The sequence below is a fragment of the Exiguobacterium chiriqhucha RW-2 genome (genome assembly GCF_000416965.1).
Classification (GTDB): domain Bacteria; phylum Bacillota; class Bacilli; order Exiguobacteriales; family Exiguobacteriaceae; genus Exiguobacterium; species Exiguobacterium chiriqhucha.
This window is the reverse complement of the sequence record NZ_ATCL01000021.1, coordinates 80,751-98,235: the sequence shown is the minus strand read 5'-3', so window position 1 is coordinate 98,235 and position 17,485 is coordinate 80,751. Positions and strand designations below refer to the sequence as shown.

Annotated in this window: 17 protein-coding genes; all 17 read left to right on the top strand. The window is 52.6% G+C overall.

The genetic code is table 11. From position 1 onward, the window contains the following. Positions 1–29: 29 nt before the first annotated feature. The 17 genes from M467_RS29520 (at position 30) to M467_RS29445 (ending at position 17,367) form a co-directional block, all read left to right on the top strand. Positions 30–1,217 (top strand): NosD domain-containing protein, encoded by a 1,188-nt coding sequence (locus M467_RS29520; RefSeq protein WP_021067830.1) that lies wholly within the window; start codon positions 30–32, stop codon positions 1,215–1,217. After that, complete coding sequence (locus tag M467_RS29515; protein ID WP_021067829.1) at positions 1,204–1,749, top strand: nitrous oxide reductase accessory protein NosL; 546 nt, start codon at positions 1,204–1,206, stop codon at positions 1,747–1,749. Before M467_RS29520 ends, M467_RS29515 begins: the two co-directional genes overlap by 14 nt. Continuing rightward, positions 1,750–2,553, top strand: a complete 804-nt coding sequence (locus M467_RS29510) for an ABC transporter permease (RefSeq protein WP_021067828.1) — start codon at positions 1,750–1,752, stop codon at positions 2,551–2,553. Continuing rightward, positions 2,540–3,259 (top strand): ABC transporter ATP-binding protein, encoded by a 720-nt coding sequence (locus M467_RS29505; protein ID WP_021067827.1) that lies wholly within the window; start codon positions 2,540–2,542, stop codon positions 3,257–3,259. The genes M467_RS29510 and M467_RS29505 overlap by 14 nt, the downstream gene beginning before the upstream one ends. Positions 3,260–3,322: 63 nt before the next feature. After that, positions 3,323–4,783 (top strand): MDR family MFS transporter, encoded by a 1,461-nt coding sequence (locus M467_RS29500; RefSeq protein ID WP_021067826.1) that lies wholly within the window; start codon positions 3,323–3,325, stop codon positions 4,781–4,783. 35 nt (positions 4,784–4,818) lie between these two features. After that, positions 4,819–5,925, top strand: a complete 1,107-nt coding sequence (locus M467_RS29495) for a PQQ-dependent sugar dehydrogenase (RefSeq protein WP_235045194.1) — start codon at positions 4,819–4,821, stop codon at positions 5,923–5,925. A 94-nt stretch (positions 5,926–6,019) separates the two neighbouring features. Continuing rightward, a complete protein-coding gene (locus tag M467_RS31510) occupies positions 6,020–7,219 on the top strand; it encodes a M48 family metallopeptidase (protein WP_021067824.1) in 1,200 nt (399 codons plus the stop codon). Positions 7,220–7,326: 107 nt separating this feature from the next. Continuing rightward, positions 7,327–9,075 (top strand): sensor histidine kinase, encoded by a 1,749-nt coding sequence (locus M467_RS29485; protein WP_021067823.1) that lies wholly within the window; start codon positions 7,327–7,329, stop codon positions 9,073–9,075. Next, complete coding sequence (locus tag M467_RS29480) at positions 9,072–9,779, top strand: response regulator transcription factor (protein WP_021067822.1); 708 nt, start codon at positions 9,072–9,074, stop codon at positions 9,777–9,779. Before M467_RS29485 ends, M467_RS29480 begins: the two co-directional genes overlap by 4 nt. Positions 9,780–9,794: 15 nt before the next feature. Then, positions 9,795–10,508 carry a purine-nucleoside phosphorylase gene (gene deoD, locus M467_RS29475; RefSeq protein ID WP_021067821.1) on the top strand — a complete coding sequence of 238 codons (714 nt, stop codon included), beginning with the start codon at positions 9,795–9,797 and terminating at the stop codon, positions 10,506–10,508. A 141-nt stretch (positions 10,509–10,649) separates the two neighbouring features. Beyond that, positions 10,650–11,807, top strand: coding sequence for an MFS transporter (locus tag M467_RS29470; RefSeq protein ID WP_021067820.1), 1,158 nt, complete (start codon positions 10,650–10,652; stop codon positions 11,805–11,807). Positions 11,808–11,897: 90 nt separating this feature from the next. After that, positions 11,898–13,283 (top strand): aldehyde dehydrogenase, encoded by a 1,386-nt coding sequence (locus tag M467_RS29465; protein WP_021067819.1) that lies wholly within the window; start codon positions 11,898–11,900, stop codon positions 13,281–13,283. 173 nt (positions 13,284–13,456) lie between these two features. Beyond that, on the top strand, positions 13,457–14,167 hold the full coding sequence (locus M467_RS29460; protein WP_021067818.1) for a Crp/Fnr family transcriptional regulator: 711 nt from the start codon (positions 13,457–13,459) through the stop codon (positions 14,165–14,167). A 242-nt stretch (positions 14,168–14,409) separates the two neighbouring features. Next, positions 14,410–14,529: a hypothetical protein gene (locus M467_RS31680; RefSeq protein ID WP_021067817.1), complete on the top strand. Its 120-nt coding sequence runs from the start codon at positions 14,410–14,412 to the stop codon at positions 14,527–14,529. Between the two features lie 21 nt (positions 14,530–14,550). Then, positions 14,551–15,021, top strand: a complete 471-nt coding sequence (locus M467_RS29455) for a cytochrome c oxidase subunit II (protein ID WP_021067816.1) — start codon at positions 14,551–14,553, stop codon at positions 15,019–15,021. Beyond that, positions 15,022–16,707 (top strand): b(o/a)3-type cytochrome-c oxidase subunit 1, encoded by a 1,686-nt coding sequence (locus tag M467_RS29450; RefSeq protein WP_021067815.1) that lies wholly within the window; start codon positions 15,022–15,024, stop codon positions 16,705–16,707. 54 nt (positions 16,708–16,761) lie between these two features. Continuing rightward, positions 16,762–17,367, top strand: a complete 606-nt coding sequence (locus M467_RS29445; RefSeq protein WP_021067814.1) for a kinase — start codon at positions 16,762–16,764, stop codon at positions 17,365–17,367. Positions 17,368–17,485 lie beyond the last annotated feature (118 nt).

The window sequence follows — 17,485 nt, the reverse complement described above, 5'->3', positions numbered from 1 at the left end:
CTGTAAGCGATTCATCAAGAGGAGGGGTTATGAGACGACTAAGCTGGTTACTCGCGTTATGGTTCTTCTCACCGATAGCTGTTCAAGCGGACACAGAACCGGTGTTGCTCGAAGAACCGATTGTGATTCAATCGAACGAAACGTTCAACGGTGCAGGAAAACGGTTCATCAGTTGTGAACGACCCGCTTTCCAACTCGAAGGAATCGGGGCCGTGCTCGAGAACGTCGAGATCGAACAGTGCGAACGGACGACTGTACCCGCGGTGCTCGTCGAGGGGTTGGGCCACCAAGTCATCGATGCGAGAATCGAAGCAGCCGGGACCGGGATTGCCGTCAGTGACAGTCATGGGGTCCGGTTGATTCGACCGAACGTGACCGGGACAGGTCGGGGAGAAGGCATCTCCGTACATAATAGTGAAGCGACGGTGATTAAAGGTGCCATCATCGACCACGCCCGAGACGGGATTTACATCGAAGATGGGAGCGGACATGAATTGGTTCGGCCACTCGTTATGAACTCACGGTACGGCATTCATCTCATGTTCCCGACGGACGTTTCAATCACCTCACCCATCCTGCACCATAACGAAACCGGCGCGATGGTGATGGGAACCGAGCGCGTCAGCATCGAAAATGGACAAATTCATGACCAGACAGGTGCGACGGGGATGGGGCTCATGCTGTTCGAGGCGGTCGAGACGACCGTTCGTGCGAATGCAATTCATGGGAACCGCGTGGGGATTTACGCCGAGAAATCGGAGTGGACGGCAATCCATCATAACGGAGTGAACGGAAATGATATCGCGTTGCGGTTGCAGCGGGCTACCGGGATGACCCTGGCCGGGAATGATTTGACACATAATCGCTATCCGGTCATATCGTTCAAAGCGGCTGACAACGTGATTACCGGCAACAGATGGGGCGGGCTGACGCTTGATTTGACCGAGGACGGACAGAGCGAGATTCCGTATCGGGCTGACCCGTATTTGTTTTTGCTCGCCGATTCGTATGAAGCGTTTGAATTATTGTACGGGGCCCCCGGGCTGACCGTACTCGAGCGTGCCCTCAGAAGTCCCGATGAGGTCACGCTCATTGACACGGCGCCACTTGTGACGAATTTCAAGTTTACGTGGCAAGGAACAGTCGGGGCGACCGTGTTAAGTGGATTATTGATGTTATTATGGCGATTTGGGAGGAAACAAGATGATTACTTATAAGAAGATGGCAGGATTACTTACCGTATCTGGATTGACACTCGCGCTAGGGGCGTGTTCAAGTGCGGCAGCGGAACCGTTCGACATCAAATGGGGCGAGACCGAATGTGAAGTGTGCAACATGAAAATCATGGACGAACAGTTCGCTGCCGAGGCAATCATGGACAACGGAAAAGGCTATGCGTTCGATGACATCGGTTGTTTGATGCGGGACTGGTATCCGGAACAGACCGAGGAAGACATTGCGGCCATGTACGTCAAAGACTATAACACGAAAGAATGGGTCGATCTCGAGGAAGGAACGTTCGTCCACGATAAGATGTCGAAGACGCCGATGGCATACAATATTGTCTCGTTCGCAAAAAAAGCGGACGCTGAGGCATATGCGGATGAGAACGGCGGAACGGTCATGGACTTCGACGACTTGAAAGAGCATTCATGGGAACGTGGTGAGATGAACCAACATAAAAAAATGAACACGGGTGATGACAACAAGATGAGTGACAGTGATTCATCAGAAGGCCACGGACAGTAAATGATGCTCTGGCGGATCGAGTGGTCGCGCACGTTGCGTCAAAAAGAGAGTTACGTCTTCCTGTTCACTTGGATGGTGACGCTCGTCTTGCTCGGTGGTCTTGGACAAGCACTGCCGGTAGCGTCTGCCTACACGAACGTCAACGCGTCACTGCTCACGATTATCGGTCTCGTCTTGCCGCTGTTCGTCATGTTGACGACGGCACTCCAATGGGGAGGAGAGCGGGAGTCAAAACGGTTGCGCCTCTTGACGACGTACCCGCTATCGATGTTTCGTCTCATTTGGATGCGATACAGCGCTTTTCTCGCGACGCAAGCTTTGATCGTGACGCTCGCCTATGCACTCGCCTCATTCGTCGTATCGATGCCCCTCACCACATGGTTCGTCTTATGGACCTATTCAATCGGACTCATCGCGTATGGGGCGGCGCTCGGGACGTTCGTTGGCGTTATCGGTCGAAATCGACTTCAAGCCGTCCTTCTGTCTTTCCTCATCTGGATCGTCATGATTTTATTGTGGCCAACGATACTCGTAAGTGTCATTGCTTGGATGCCGTATGGGATTCAGGCGGAAGCGATGATCGGTGCTTTGTTCTTGAACGGATTTGAACTGTTGCGTGTCTGGGTGAGCGCGGTTTTAGCAGCACCTGATTTGTTCGGCGCCATCTATGAGACGTTTATTGATTGGCTCGATGGATCAATCGGCACGGCCGTCGTCGGTTTTACAATCGCAACGGTTATTCTTTGGATGCTATCCGCTTCAGCCTGGTGGTTACGACGGGAGGGTCGACATGATTCAGCTTAAGCAAGTAGGGAAACGTTACGGCGAGTCATGGGCGCTCCATCCGCTCGACGTAACGATAGAAGCGGGTCAAATCGTGGCTTTGTGCGGCAGCAATGGGGCAGGTAAATCGACGCTGTTGAATCTCATGAACGGCACGATCACCCCAAGCGTCGGGAGCGTGTCGTTGAACGGTCGAACGATTGGTGACGGGAAAGCGTACCATCAGACGTTCGGTTACATGCCAGACGATTTTGCGTTCGACCCGTCTTGGACCGTCGGTGAGACGTACGCCTATTACGCCTTATGGCAAGGTGTGAAGCCGGACAAGGTACTGTTGAAGCGAGTCGGTCTCGATGAACTGAGGCATCGTCACGTTGGGAAGCTATCGAAAGGGATGCGACAACGGCTCTTGCTCGCGCAGGCGCTCGTAACCAAACCAGACATCCTACTCCTCGACGAACCGACGAACGGACTCGACCCAACATGGATGCATCTGCTCGGCGGTCTGTTACGGGATGAAGCGGCGCGTGGAGCGACAATCGTCTGTTCGACACATCAGCTCGACGTCGCAGCGATGCTTGCTGACGAAGTGTGGATGCTCAAGGACGGTCGGGTCGCCGGTCGCGTTATCGTAACGGACGAAACGGAGGCCTACGCTGAGATTAAACGTTTCTTTTTCGAATCGGAAGTTGAGGCTTGTCAAACGGGCGTCGCTCGCACAAAATAATAGACAGTTGAAGTGGTGCTCGGAACCTTCCGGCACCACTATTTTATTGGGGAGATGACAGATATGAGAAAGAATGTCACGGTCGCGTTGTTGTTGGCGACTTTTTTAGCGGCGATTGAAGGGACGGTCGTCTCGGTCGCGACGCCGGTCATCGCGAGCGAGTTGAACGGGGCCGCCCTCGTGAGTTGGGTGTTCGCCGCCTTCTTGCTGTTCACGGCGGTGTCGACACCGATTTATGGAAAAGTGGCCGATTTGTTCGGTCGCAAGCGGGTCCTACTGTTCGGGATCGGTTTGTTCACCCTTGCCTCGCTCTTATGCGGTCTCGCCACATCGATGGAGCAATTGATTATCTTTCGGGCGCTCCAAGGACTTGGTGCCGGGGCGGTATTGCCGATTTCGATGACCATCATCGGCGATTTGTATAAGTATGAGGAACGTGGCAAGATTCAAGGCATCTTAAGCGCGGTCTGGGGGGTCTCGGGCGTGCTCGGGCCGGTCATCGGCGGGTTCTTGGTCGAGACGTTGTCTTGGCGCTACGTCTTCCTCTTAAACGTACCGTTCGCACTGTTATCGTTCATCATGATCATTGTCTTCTATAAAGAGACGGTGACCGAGACGACGGAGCGGATTGACGTCAAAGGGGCGCTGTTGTTCGCGTTCGGTACGACGGCATTCTTATATGGACTGATCACGTTCAGCGAAACGAACGTCTGGACACCATCGATCATCGTCAGTGCCGTGTTCAGTGTCGTTCTGCTTACCAGTTTCTTTTTATCAGAGCGGCGTGCGAAAACACCGTTACTACCGCTCGATTTATTGAAACAACCGATTATCGCATCCATCAATGGCGCCGTCTTCTTCGCGGCATGGGTGCTCGTCTCGATGTCGGCCTATATCCCAATCTGGGCCCAGGCCGTACTTGGTAAATCGGCGACGGAAGCCGGATTCATGCTGATGCCACTCTCGGTCGCTTGGACGTTCACGTCGATTATCGGCGGCCGTACACTTGGAGCGGCCTCGCCACGGCGTCGGGCCGTGACAGGAATGAGTCTCTTGTTGATCGGGACAATCATCTTGACGCTGCTCACGCAATCAAGCCCAGACCTGTTCGTCTACCTCGCTGTCGCCATTATCGGCGTCGGGTTCGGCTTGTCACAGCCGATGTTCATCGTCGTTTTACAGACGGTCGTGTCTTATCGTCAACGCGGGACCGCGACGGCGGCAAACTCCTTCTTGAGTACCGTCGGTCAGACGCTCGGTGTCGCCGTATTCGGTGCCGTGTTTAACTTCATCGTCCTGAGTGGCTTCCGTGACGAGCCCGGGTTAAGCGGTGTGTCACTCGAATCGTTCTTCAATCGGAGTATGACCGAGGCGCTAAACGCGACAGTCCGGCTCCAAGGCGAGCAACTCATCGCCACAGGATTGAACACGGTCTTCATCGGTGCGGCACTTGCCGCATTCATCGCACTGTTGATTGCGCTGCGTTTACCGGTTAGCCCACCCGAACCTTCACGCGATAACTAAAGACACGGTATGATGGTGAAAAGGAGGCGATCATGTTGAGACGATGGATGTTCATCTTGTCGCTCGTATTTGTTGCCGGTTGTGCCTCGGAATCGACCGAGGCGCCGGAACCTGAACAGGCACCAGTCGAAGAGTCGACCGAAGAAGCACCGTCTGACACGGCACCTGATCCGGAACCAACTGAGCCAGAAGGCGACGTGTCGACCGGTGCGACCGAATCGATTGTCGAACAGTTAGAGGCACCGTGGTCAATCGCAAAAACCGATGACGGATGGCTCGTCTCAGAACGCGGCGGCACGATTGCCGTCATCGATGCAGACGGGAGTCTCGACCGACAAGCGGTCGTCTTGGACGAAGACGTGCTTGAAATCGGAGAAGGCGGTCTCCTCGGACTCGCGTTGACCGTAGATTTTGCGACGTCACGCCAACTGTACGCTTATCATACGTACGGGACACCCGGGAACGTCCAAAACCGGGTCGTCGAGTTGACGTGGGATGGCAATCAGTTTGAAGAGACGGACGTCGTGCTCGATGAGATTCCAGGGGCCCAGTTCCATAACGGCGGACGGTTATTGCTCGACGGTGACGTGCTTTGGGTCACGACCGGAGATGCGCTCGTGCCGGAACTTGCTCAAGACGAGACATCGATTGCCGGAAAAGTGTTACGGGTGCCATTATCCGGAGCGGGCAATCCGACCGATTGGATTTATTCGTCCGGGCACCGCAATCCTCAAGGTTTGACGAAAATCGAGGATACGTTCTATGCGAGTGAACATGGGGCGTCCGGTCACGATGAAGTGAATATCATCGAAGAGGGTAACAATTACGGCTGGCCGCTCATCGAGGCAGACCAAGAACGAGATGGGCTCGAGACACCATGGTTCGAGGTCGGGGAGACGTCGTGGGCACCGTCGGGCATCGTTGCCGACGACCGTTACGTGTATATGGCGACGCTGCGCGGGAATCGCCTCGTTGCCATCGACCGGGAATCACGTGAGGTCATCCCGCTCGTCGAGGATAAAGGTCGCATCCGTGACGTCTGGTTGGAAGACGACGGACTTTACTACATCACAAACAATACGGACGGACGTGGCAACCCTGGAAGTGGGGACGACCAGCTGTATCGCCTCACGATCGAATAGAAACTGACATACGTGTCAGTTTCTATTTTTTTGTTGAATACATCCATTTATCCGGTATAATGGACTTCATATGGAAAATGAAGGGGATTTTTACATGAAACAATCGCAATTGGTACATAAGAACGAAACATTGTATTTTGGACTGCTCGTCGCCGCCAGCGTGTTGACGGTGGTGCTAGGAATCGTCTTCACGATTGCCTCGCTCGGCATCTTTTTATGGGTGATCGGATCAATTTTAGCACTGTCTCTATTCACACACTGGCTCCAAATCGGATATATTCGCACGAACGGCGTCAAAGTCACGGAGCGTCAATTCGCCGACCTGTATCAGACGTATCAGCGTGTCGGGCAGGAAATGGGAATTCGCTTACTCCCAGACGTGTACATTCTTCAAGCCGGAGGCGTCTTGAACGCTTTTGCGACTCGTTTCTTCCAAAAGAACATGGTCATTCTGTATTCGGATGTCGTCGAGTTGTCACGTGACGGATATACGAAAGAAGTTGAATTTGTCATTGCCCATGAGTTGGCACATATTCGCCGGAATCATGTCCAAAAACAATGGGCGATGATGCTCGGCGGTTGGATTCCGTTTTTAGGGTCGGCTTATTCGCGTGCTTGTGAGTTTACGTGTGACCGTATGGCCGCCCATCATATTCAAGATCAGGCGGCATCGAAACGTGCTCTCACGATTCTTGCGATTGGTGGGAAATTGGCAAAAGAAGTGAGCGAGTTTGACTACTTATATGAAGCGAGTCGTGAGAACGGATTTATCGCCAAGTTGAGCGAGTTGTTATCGACACATCCGCCACTCCCGAAACGAATTGCGGCCATCGCGACGAACGCCGGTGAGACGAACGTTCCGGTCTTCAAGACGGCAGGGTATGTCAAAGGGTCGATTATCGGGACGATTGTATTGAGTGTCATTGTCAATGTGGCCATTGTCGCCTGGTTGTTCACGAGCGACGGATTGACTGGCTTCTCAGAAGGGTTCGGCTCTCTTGATGCCATGGCAGAAGAGCCGATTCAAGAACTTGCCTACAACGCCGCAACGTACGAAGAGTTTGAGGCCTTACTGGCAGACGGGGCTGACGTCAACACGCAAGACTTGTACGGCGACACGCCGCTTCATAACTTGCTCTATAATGAAGGCGTGGACATCGATACGGTTGGGTTGTTGCTTGAGAACGGCGCCGACGTCTCGCTTGAGAACGAGGATGGCATGACGCCGGCCGAACTCGCAGCTGACTCCGGGCAACCGACAGGCATCATCGAATTGATTCAATCATACGAATAAATAACGAGGTTTATGGCCGGAACAAAGGTCATAGACCTTTTTATTTTCAAGTATTGCAAACGCTTGCATAAGCCGTGATATAATGACAGCGAGGAGGCGATACGTGGATGAGCATTCGGACGAAGCTGACGGGAATGATCGCATTGACGATTATCGTTCCCGTCATTTTGGCGACGATCATTTCCTTTTGGTACGTCAAAGACCGGGAGCGGGAACGGGGGCTTCAGCTCACGGAATGGTCGCTTGAGCGAGGCACACTACAGATGGAACGGTATGTCTCGGACTTGAGTCGCTTGCCGACGAGTCTGTATGCGAATCGGGATGTGCTCGATATTCTCGAGTACGGCCCGGGACTGTCGCTCGAACAGACTGAACTCGAGGTACGACGGGCGCTGCTCGGGATGTACTTATCCCGTGAGGATGTGGCCCAAATCCAACTGCTCATGCTTGAGGATATGGATTCGTTCGCCGCCTATAAGATGAAAGTGTCCCCGCGCTCGAAACGGCAGCCAAGTGAGATTCAGCAACAACTATTGAAATATGAGGAGAGCCGCGTCCTGCTTGAGGCCTCGCATCCGCTCGTGCCCTATCATGATTTCGGGCCGCTCGTCTCGGAAGAGCAGGTCGTCACACTCCATTTCCGACTCGACAAAATCGAGACGGATCAGCCACTCGCGATATTGTCGATTGATATTCCGGAGGACATTTTCATCGGCCAACTCGCCTCACTACAGAACAATCCGAGCGAGAGCCTCTGGTTCGTCGGGGGAGGCAATCAAGTGTTCGCACAACTCGGTGACGGTGAAATCCCGCAAAATGTATCGACGAACTCGCTGTCGAGCGATGGAAAGCATCACCGTATCGTCAAATCGTTCGAGTTTGAGAACCAGACGTTCTACGTCGGAAAATCGATACCGGATCGATTGTTGACCGAGCCGGCGTCGCGGACGTCGTTCATCATCTTTGTCGTCGGGATGGTGTCGCTCGTATTGGCATTGATTGGGGCGACCTATGCCTCGATGCGTTTGACGACTCCAATCAAGACGCTCACGTCGAACATTTGGCGAATCGAACAAGGGGACATGACGGTCTCATTCGATTCCCTCGGAAATGATGAGTTCGGCGTGCTCGGACGGCAGTTCAAGCGGATGATTGAACGAATCGATGATTTGATTCAACGGGAGTACCGATTGGCGCTCGAGAATCGGACGAATGAGCTGAGGGCGCTCCAAGCCCAGACGAACCCACACTTCCTGTTCAACGCCTTGCAGTCAATCGGGACGCTCGCATTGAAAGGCGATGGCAAGACGGTGTACCGTCTCATCACGCAGCTCTCCTCGATGATGCGCTATACGATGCACCCTGATGAGTCGCTCGTGACGCTAAAGCGAGAAGTCGATCACCTCACGTCCTACATTCGCTTGCAACAAGTCCGGTTCCCGGATCAATTTGAGATTGAGGTCGATGTGCCGGAGCCGCTCCTCGATTTGATTGTGCCGAAGATGATTTTGCAGCCGCTCGCCGAGAACTTTTTCAAGCATGGGTTTGAGCGCGACGGTGCGACAGCGGCCAACCGTTTCTCCGTGCGAATTCATCAGTCGGGACAAAATCTTGTGATTCATTGTGAGAATAGCGGACGCGATCTCTCGGATGAAGAGTTGACGCTATTGAAAGAACGGATCGAGGTATCGACCGAGCCATTGAATGGGGCGGAAGGTACCGGTTTAAAGAACATTCGGGATCGACTCATGTTAAACTATAATCGGGAGGCTCAGTTTATGTTGGCTACACCAGAGACAGGCGGATTTCGTATTGTCATGCGTTTCCCGGCCGTAAAGGAGGCGGATGCGTCATGACGAAAGTGTTGATCGTTGATGATGAATCGCCGGTACGGGAAGCGGTGAAACTGCTCGGGGAGTGGGACCGGCTCGGCGTCACGAAAGTGATTGAGGCGCAAGACGGGGAAGAAGCGAAACGGATTATCGTCAAAGAACGGCCGGCGTTGATTTTATCGGACCTTCAAATGCCTCGATGTAACGGCATCGAGTTGATGGAGTGGGTCCATATGGAGGCGGAGACGGCCAAACTGATCGTCTTGACGGGCTATGACGAATATTCGTACATGCGGCGCGCGATCCAGCTAGGCAGTTTCGACTACTTGCTGAAACCGATTGACCCGGATGTCTTGAACGAGACGCTCGCACGTGCCCTCGCCGACGTCATTCCTGACGAAGACGATCCGATTCTACAGATTGGCGCGTTCATCGAACGCCATTATGCGGAAGAACTCAGCTTACAAGGGATGAGCGAGCGCTTTTACTTGAGCCGCGAATACATATCGCGTCGCTTCAAACAGCAGTACGGCGTCAACTTATCCGAATACTTGCTGTCGATCCGGATGCTCGAGGCGAAACGTCTCCTTGAGACGAGTAGACAACGTATTTATGAAGTCGCCCAAGCGGTCGGCTTTTCGGATGATAAGTATTTCCGGAAAGTCTTCAAAAAACAGATTGGTATCACCCCGAATGAATATCGGGAGCAGTGCCAACGACTATCTTGAAGGAGGAATTTAATCATGAGTGTACACATTGGGGCAGAAGCAGGACAAATCGCAGAAACGGTATTATTGCCAGGAGATCCGTTGCGTGCGAAATATATCGCGGAGACGTTCCTCGAGGATGTTGAGTTATACAACGAAGTCCGCGGCATGTATGGCTTCACAGGAACATATAAAGGAAAACGTATTTCCGTTCAAGGGACTGGGATGGGTGTTCCATCGATGTCGATTTACGTGAACGAATTGATTATGTCATACGGCGTAAAAAACTTGATTCGTGTCGGTACGGCTGGCGGAATTCAAGAAGACGTCAAAGTACGTGACGTCGTCATCGCGATGAGTGCATCGAGTGAGATGGCCCAAAACCGGGTTCGTTTCAACGGCATGGACTATGCACCGACAGCGACGTTCGACCTCCTACATCGTGCATATTTGAACGCCGAAAAGGCTGGTATTCCGGTCAAAGTCGGTCAAATCTTCACAGCCGACCAGTTCTACCAGGATGATTTCCACCATTTCAAGAAGTGGGCCGACTTCGGTTGCCTCGCCATCGAGATGGAAGCGGCAGGTCTCTACACACTCGCTGCGAAACACAAAGTGAATGCGTTGACGATCCTCACAATCTCAGACCACTTGTTGACAGGTGAAGAGACGACATCGGAAGAGCGTCAATCGACGTTTGACGAAATGATTCGTGTCGCACTCGATACAGCGGTCGAAGTCACAAACTAATGAACACGCCTTACAGACCATTGGTTTGTAAGGCGTTTTTGTGTCCGCGCGCCTTGTCTTGTATACAAAGTGAAACTGGCAGGCTAGACTGAAGCTGAAACGAACAGTTCCCGTATCGGGCTGGATCAAGGAGTTGTCATCATGAATAAAGCGTCCGCTTTTGTCATTTATAGTATCGTCTTTTTTGCCTTCTTTGATTTATTCGCCCAGCTTCCGGTCATGAGCACGTTTGCGACATCGGTTGGTGCGACACCGTTCATCGCAGGGCTCGTCATCGCCGTCTACTCGTTGTCGAATACGTTCGGCAACATTTTATCCGGCATTTGGACCGACCGGATTGGTCCGATCGTCATCTTGCTCGTTGGTCTTGCGCTGTCGAGCCTCAGTCTCTTGTCGTATCATCTCGTCGACACAGCGACGACGCTATTAATTGTCCGGATCGTGCACGGCTTTGTAGCGGGTTTGATTGTCCCAGCCGCGTTCACGTTGTCCGCCAATCTGACTGCCGCGAACCGACAAGGTAAAAAAGTGGCATTGACCGGCAGTTTTGTTGGTTTGGCAGCCATCGTCGGTCCGGCGTTCAGCGGCATCATGGCCAGCCAGACGACCGTGCCGATCGTCTTCACGTACGTCGCGCTGTTCGGGGTAGCCGTCGCGCTCCTCGCACTCGTCTTTTTGCGCCCGTCGAAGTTAACGCTTGAACCTTCCCATCGTACAGATGAAGGGACGTCGCGCCTGGAACGAGACGTAGTGAAAGCGTATATCGGCGCCTTCCTCTTGATGTTCTCGCAAGGGGCAATCGCGTACTTGCTTCCCCTTTACGTGCAGGCGCTCGGGTATGACTCTCGTCTGAGCGGGACATTGCTCAGCACGTTCGGTATCATGGCGGTGCTCGTGTTTGTGTTGCCGACGAATCGCCTGTTCGACCAAATCGAACCAGCGAAGCTCGCGGCACTCGGTGTCGGCATTCTCGGTGTGAGCCAACTGTTGATTGGCCAATCAGAGACGTCGCTCCTCTTGTACGCTGTCCTCGCCTTGTATGGCGTCGGGTTCGCCATCTTATTCCCAGCCATCAATACGATGTTGATTAAAGCGACGAATCAGGCCAATCGTGGTAAGTCGTACGGCTATTTTTATGCGTTCTTCTCGCTCGGGACAGTGACGGGCTCGGCATTGTTAGGCTGGCTCTCGATTACGCTGACACAAAAATTCGCGCTGACAGGTGGCATCCTGCTCGTCGCCGGTTTGATATTTGTCGTCATGCAACAAACGAAGAAACGGGACGTGCCTGTCAGATAGGACGGACGCATATCGAAGGTTCAAAATGGTCGCTGACCGAGTGAAGATGATAAGATGAAGCTAGCGTTATCATCCAAGGGAGGCAGATTTATGCTCGCACCAATCGAACAGTTGACCATTGAAGAGCTCATTCGTAAACAGCGTCGCTTCTTTCGGACGCAAGCGACCAAGTCGCTCGCATTCCGTCTCAGCATGTTGACGTTTTTAAAAGAGTCAATCAAGCATCATGAAGCAGAGATTCTTCAAGCGTTGGAGCAGGATTTGAACAAATCAGAACTCGACGCGTTCACGACGGAGATCGGTTTCGTCTATGACGAAATCACACGGACGACACGTGAGTTGAAGCGTTGGATGCGCCCGAAACGTGTCCGTGGCGCCTCAATCCATCTGGGGACGCAAAGTGAGGTCATGTATGAACCTTACGGAACGGTACTCGTGATCGCTCCGTGGAACTATCCGTTTCAATTGGCGATGGCGCCGCTCATCGGAGCGATTGCCGCAGGCAACACGGCTGTCGTGAAACCTTCGGAATTGACACCGAACGTCGCCCAAATGATCACGAAAGTGCTCGAACGGGCGTTCACCGACCGCTACGTCGTCAGCGTCGAAGGGGATAAGGACGTTGCGACCGAGTTGCTTGCCCAGAAATGGGACCATATCTTCTTCACAGGGTCGACGCCAGTCGGGAAAATCGTCATGGAAGCGGCGGCGAAGCACTTGACGCCCGTCACGCTCGAACTTGGTGGGAAATCACCGGCCATCGTCCATGAAGATGCCAATATCGAAATTGCAGCCAAGCGCATCGCCTGGGGCAAATGGATGAATGCCGGGCAGACATGCGTCGCTCCGGATTACGTCCTTGTCCACGAATCTAAACGAGAGGCATTCCTCGAGGCCATCAAACGGGAGGCGTTCACGATGTTCGGAAACGGCGTCGGGACGAAACGGTTCACACGAATCGTCAATGAGACCCACTTCGACCGCTTGACCGCATATTTGACAGAAGGAGACATTTTCTTTGGTGGCCAGACGGACCGGGACGAATTGAAGATTGCCCCGACCGTGTTGACGGATATCGAGGAGGACGCGAACGTGATGAAAGATGAGATTTTCGGACCGATTCTACCAGTCCTCACGTACCGCCAACTCGACGAAGTGATTGAGTTTGTGTCATCGCGTCCGCATCCGCTCGCGCTCTATTTGTTCACCGAGACGAAAGCCGTGGAGCAGACCGTGATGAAACACCTCACGTTCGGTGGAGGCTGTGTCAATGACGTGCTCATGCATTTGACGAACCCGAACCTGCCGTTCGGCGGCGTCGGCGAGAGCGGGATGGGCTCGTACCATGGACGTTACAGTTTTGAGACGTTTAGTCACGCCAAATCGATTTTACGAAACACGACGAAATTTGATTTACCAATTCGTTATCCGAACTTCAAAGCGGCCGAGAAGTTGATTCGACTCGTCTACCGTTGACCAGACTAGACTGCAGGGAGCCTGCAGTCTTTTTTTGTGGGCAAAGAATAAGAAGATTGTTTGAAATGTCACATACTTTTATGAAACTAGCTACATACCTCTTGTATAATATAGCCATACACATGACGTACGAGACTTAATCAGATATACGATTAGTGGAGGGAGCAGATAACATGACTATGAAATGCGGAACGACCAAACCGAACAGCTTTGTCTTTTCGCAAGAGACGAAACAGCTCTTGCTCGAGATGATGACGTTTCAAGATCATTCGAAAGGGAGCATCGTTTGTTGGGAAGGCGAGAAGTGCAACAAGTTCTTTTATTTGAAGAGCGGTTCCGTCAAATTCACGAAGCTGACGAAAAAAGGGAGCGCACTCATCATGTTCATCTATGGGGCGGACGACTTCTTCGGGGAGTTCGATATCGACGAGGTGTTCCCGAGTTCGTATAGCATCGAGACGACATCGGACAGTGTCATCGGTTGGATCTCGAAGCAAGAGATGGATGAACTCGTTCGGCGCGATGCGCAGTTGGCCACTGAAGTATTGCGGTGGACGTCGATGATGCGCAAGCAGTCCGAGATGAAACTCCGTGACTTGCTGCTATATGGGAAACCGGGTGCCCTCGCCTCCACGTTATTACGCATGGCGGCGATGGACGGCGTCGAGTCAGCAGAAGGGATCGTCGTGCCGAAACATCCGTCAGACGGGGAGCTCGGTCAGCTGATTGGCGCACCTCGCGAGACGGTGAATCGGATGATGAACCAGTGGCGGAAGGAAGGCATGTTGACGACGACGGGGACAGAGATGATTTTGCATGACATCGATTTCTTGAAAGAACTATGTTACTGCGAAGGCTGTCCCGCCGGTATCTGTCGGCTTTAATCTTTCAAGAGAGCTGCAACATTTCACCTTGTCAAAGCGCGTGAAACCGAACAGGTGGTTGACTCGATTCGTGTCGGGACAATCGCCTTTTTTGTATGCCTTTATACCAAATGTGAACTTTATGTGTGGAAACTACGCAAATTTGATGTGATTGTCACTTTTGGAGTGATAAATGTCACATATTAATCCCCATCCCATTTCATACAATAAAAGTGGAAATCACAGGGAAAGGGGTCCTTCACGTGGAGAAAAACGATGGACAAGAACCGAACTTAAAAGGCACGTTCACATCGGTCATGATTGTCGCGGGCGTCATCATTGCCATGTGGTCGTCAGTGTTTTACCTATTTATGACGCGATAACGAGCAGGAGGAGAGCAACAGATGCATATTCATAAACTTGAAAAATATTGGCTTGTATTCGGCATCATTTTATTAGGTGTGTTTTTAACCGTGCTTGGTATCTCTGCCTTTGCGGCAGGAAATCAACCGGCTTCGGACGCGGATTTAATCGATCCGGCGAAAGTACATCAAACCGCACCGTTCGACAAACCGGGACTTCATAAAATTGACGACAACGAATATGAACTTGTCATGGTCGCGCAAGCGTTCACGTTCACGCCGGGCAACGTCGAGATTCCAAAAGGGGCGAAAGTCACGTTTCTCGTCACGTCACCGGACGTCGTTCACGGTTTCCAGTTGACGGGCACACCGGTCAATATGATGGTCGTACCTGGTCATATCAACTCGCTCACGTATACGTTCGATGAGGCGGGCGAATTTTTAATCCTTTGTAACGAATATTGTGGTACCGGACATCACATGATGTCGACAAAAATTAAGGTGGTGGACTAAATGAATGACGTAGCCTCAAAACTAAAGCAGTGGGAAATGGAACGCGGCGTACCGGTACCGAGTATCGGTGTCAAAGAAGCACGCCTCGCCTATGCCCACGTCGTCATCTCGGTCCTCGCCGTCTTAATCGGTGGACTAGCCGGACTCATGCAGACGCTCATCCGGACCGGTGTCATCCCGGAAGTGTTCGGCTATTATCAACTGTTGACTGCACACGGCATCATGCTCGGTCTCGTTTTCACGACAATGTTCATCATCGGTCTGCTTTACGCGCTCCTCGCCAAGTCGTTCGGACGCTTTGAGTCGTTCCCAACGAGGGTTGCTTGGCTCGGGTTTTGGATGATTATCGCCGGCGCCGTGCTCGTCACGATCATGGTGCTCGCCAATAAAGCGACCGTTTTGTATACGTTCTACGCACCACTCATGGCCGACCCAGTGTTTTATATCGGTCTCGTCTTGTTCGTCGTCGGTACGTGGTTATCGGCGTTCGCCATGTTCCGGATGTATGCGGACTACAAACGGGAGAACCCAGGTATTCATCCGCCGCTTCCGGCGTATATGAGTATCATGACGATGCTCTTGTGGGTCATCGCCACGCTCGGTGTCGCCGGAACGATTTTATTCCAACTGCTCCCGCTCTCGCTTGGTTGGAAAGACACGGTCGGAATCGAGTTGTCACGGACGCTCTTCTGGTATTTCGGTCATCCGCTCGTCTATTTCTGGCTCATGCCGGCCTATATTGTCTGGTATACGGTCGTGCCGAAAGTCATCGGCGGAAAGATTTTCTCCGATGCGCTCGCCCGGATGGCATTCCTGTTGTTCCTGCTATTCTCGTTCCCGGTCGGCTTCCATCACCAGTTGACGGAACCAGGGATTGAACCGTTCTGGAAGTTCGTTCAAGTCATCTTGACGTTCCTCGTCGTCATCCCGTCGTTTATGACGGCGTTCTCGCTGTTTGCGACGTTCGAGCTGCGCGGCCGCGCACTCGGAGCTCGCGGTTTATTTGGTTGGGTCAAGAAGATGCCATATGGGGATGTCCGTTTCCTCGCTCCGTTCGTCGGCATGTTGTTCTTCATTCCGGCTGGAGCCGGCGGAATCATCAACGCATCGCACCAATTGAACGCGATGGTCCACAACACACTTTGGGTCACGGGCCACTTCCATATCACGGTCGGAACGGCCGTCGCCTTGACGTTCTTCGGAACGGCATATTGGCTCGTGCCGGTATTGCGCGGTCGTATTCTAACGAAAAAGATGAATCGAATCGGATTAATTCAAGCAGGCACGTGGGCGTTCGGAATGTCGATCATGTCTTACGCAATGCACATCTCAGGACTGCAAGGTAATCCGCGTCGGACCGGTCCGGCAACGTACTTCTCGGATGCGCTTACGCGCGAGTGGATTCCATACCACATCGCGATGGCGATTGGCGGGACGATCCTCTTGATTTCGGTCCTCATCTTCGTCTATTCAATGTTCAACTTGTCGTTCCTCGCTCCGAAGGGAGAAGAGGAGTTCCCGCTCGCCGAGACCGAAGAGGCGGCGATGGAGACACCGCGTTTCTTCGAGAATTGGAAGCTTTGGATTACGGTCACGTTCGTTTTAATTGCCTTCGCCTATACGATTCCGATTTGGCACTTGATTGAAAGTGCGCCGCCGGGAGCGAAAGGTTGGGTGCTCTGGTAAACTGAAGTCAGCCTCGCTAGCGGGGCTGACTTTTTCATGTGGGGAGATGGAAAGATGGAGCTACTTCGTGCAGATATTCACCGTGAATATGTTAGACGCGAGCCGGATCGGCCGTTCCTCGTCGCGATCGACGGGTTGAGCGGGGCAGGGAAGACGACGATGGTCGAACAACTACGCGGGATTGCAACGAATGAAGTGGTGTTACATATTGACGACTTTATCGTCGAGCGGCACCGACGTTACGCGACGGGACAGTCAGAGGCGATGGAATATTATGCGCTCCAATGGGACGTCGAGTTGCTCGTGGAGACCTTGTTCAAACCGCTTCGGGAAGGGCAGACGAATCTGATGTTGCCGTATTATGAGCGAGACCAGGACGCGGTCAACATGCGAACAATTGAGATTGCTCCGAACACACTTGTCTTGATCGAAGGGATCTTCTTATTGCGGGACGAGTGGCGTCCTTATTTTGACTACATCGTCTATCTCGACTGTCCGCGGGAAGTCCGGTATGAACGGGTCTTGAATCGTGATACGTATATCGGCGACTTGTCGGAGCGGCTTGCTAAGTACGAACGCCGGTATTGGCCGGGAGAAGCGCATTACATCAAAACGATCAACCCGCAAGCCCAGGCCGATCAAATCGTTCCATCTAGTTGACGCATCCATTTATAGGGGATGCGTTTTTGTTTTGGAAAAAACTGTTGACTCCGTTAGTGTACTATGGTGATAATACAGTTAGATAGTGTATTATTCGCATCATACACTTAGAGAGGTG

Bases quoted from the DNA above. Each gene is read 5' to 3' on its own strand.
- M467_RS29520 (WP_021067830.1), top strand. From the start codon at position 30: ATGAGACGACTAAGCTGGTTACTCGCGTTATGGTTCTTCTCACCGATA.
- M467_RS29515 (WP_021067829.1), top strand. From the start codon at position 1,204: ATGATTACTTATAAGAAGATGGCAGGATTACTTACCGTATCTGGATTG.
- M467_RS29510 (WP_021067828.1), top strand. From the start codon at position 1,750: ATGATGCTCTGGCGGATCGAGTGGTCGCGCACGTTGCGTCAAAAAGAG.
- M467_RS29505 (WP_021067827.1), top strand. From the start codon at position 2,540: ATGATTCAGCTTAAGCAAGTAGGGAAACGTTACGGCGAGTCATGGGCG.
- M467_RS29500 (WP_021067826.1), top strand. From the start codon at position 3,323: ATGAGAAAGAATGTCACGGTCGCGTTGTTGTTGGCGACTTTTTTAGCG.
- M467_RS31510 (WP_021067824.1), top strand. From the start codon at position 6,020: ATGAAACAATCGCAATTGGTACATAAGAACGAAACATTGTATTTTGGA.
- M467_RS29485 (WP_021067823.1), top strand. From the start codon at position 7,327: ATGAGCATTCGGACGAAGCTGACGGGAATGATCGCATTGACGATTATC.
- M467_RS29480 (WP_021067822.1), top strand. From the start codon at position 9,072: ATGACGAAAGTGTTGATCGTTGATGATGAATCGCCGGTACGGGAAGCG.
- deoD (WP_021067821.1), top strand. From the start codon at position 9,795: ATGAGTGTACACATTGGGGCAGAAGCAGGACAAATCGCAGAAACGGTA.
- M467_RS29470 (WP_021067820.1), top strand. From the start codon at position 10,650: ATGAATAAAGCGTCCGCTTTTGTCATTTATAGTATCGTCTTTTTTGCC.
- M467_RS29465 (WP_021067819.1), top strand. From the start codon at position 11,898: ATGCTCGCACCAATCGAACAGTTGACCATTGAAGAGCTCATTCGTAAA.
- M467_RS29460 (WP_021067818.1), top strand. From the start codon at position 13,457: ATGACTATGAAATGCGGAACGACCAAACCGAACAGCTTTGTCTTTTCG.
- M467_RS29455 (WP_021067816.1), top strand. From the start codon at position 14,551: ATGCATATTCATAAACTTGAAAAATATTGGCTTGTATTCGGCATCATT.
- M467_RS29450 (WP_021067815.1), top strand. From the start codon at position 15,022: ATGAATGACGTAGCCTCAAAACTAAAGCAGTGGGAAATGGAACGCGGC.
- M467_RS29445 (WP_021067814.1), top strand. From the start codon at position 16,762: ATGGAGCTACTTCGTGCAGATATTCACCGTGAATATGTTAGACGCGAG.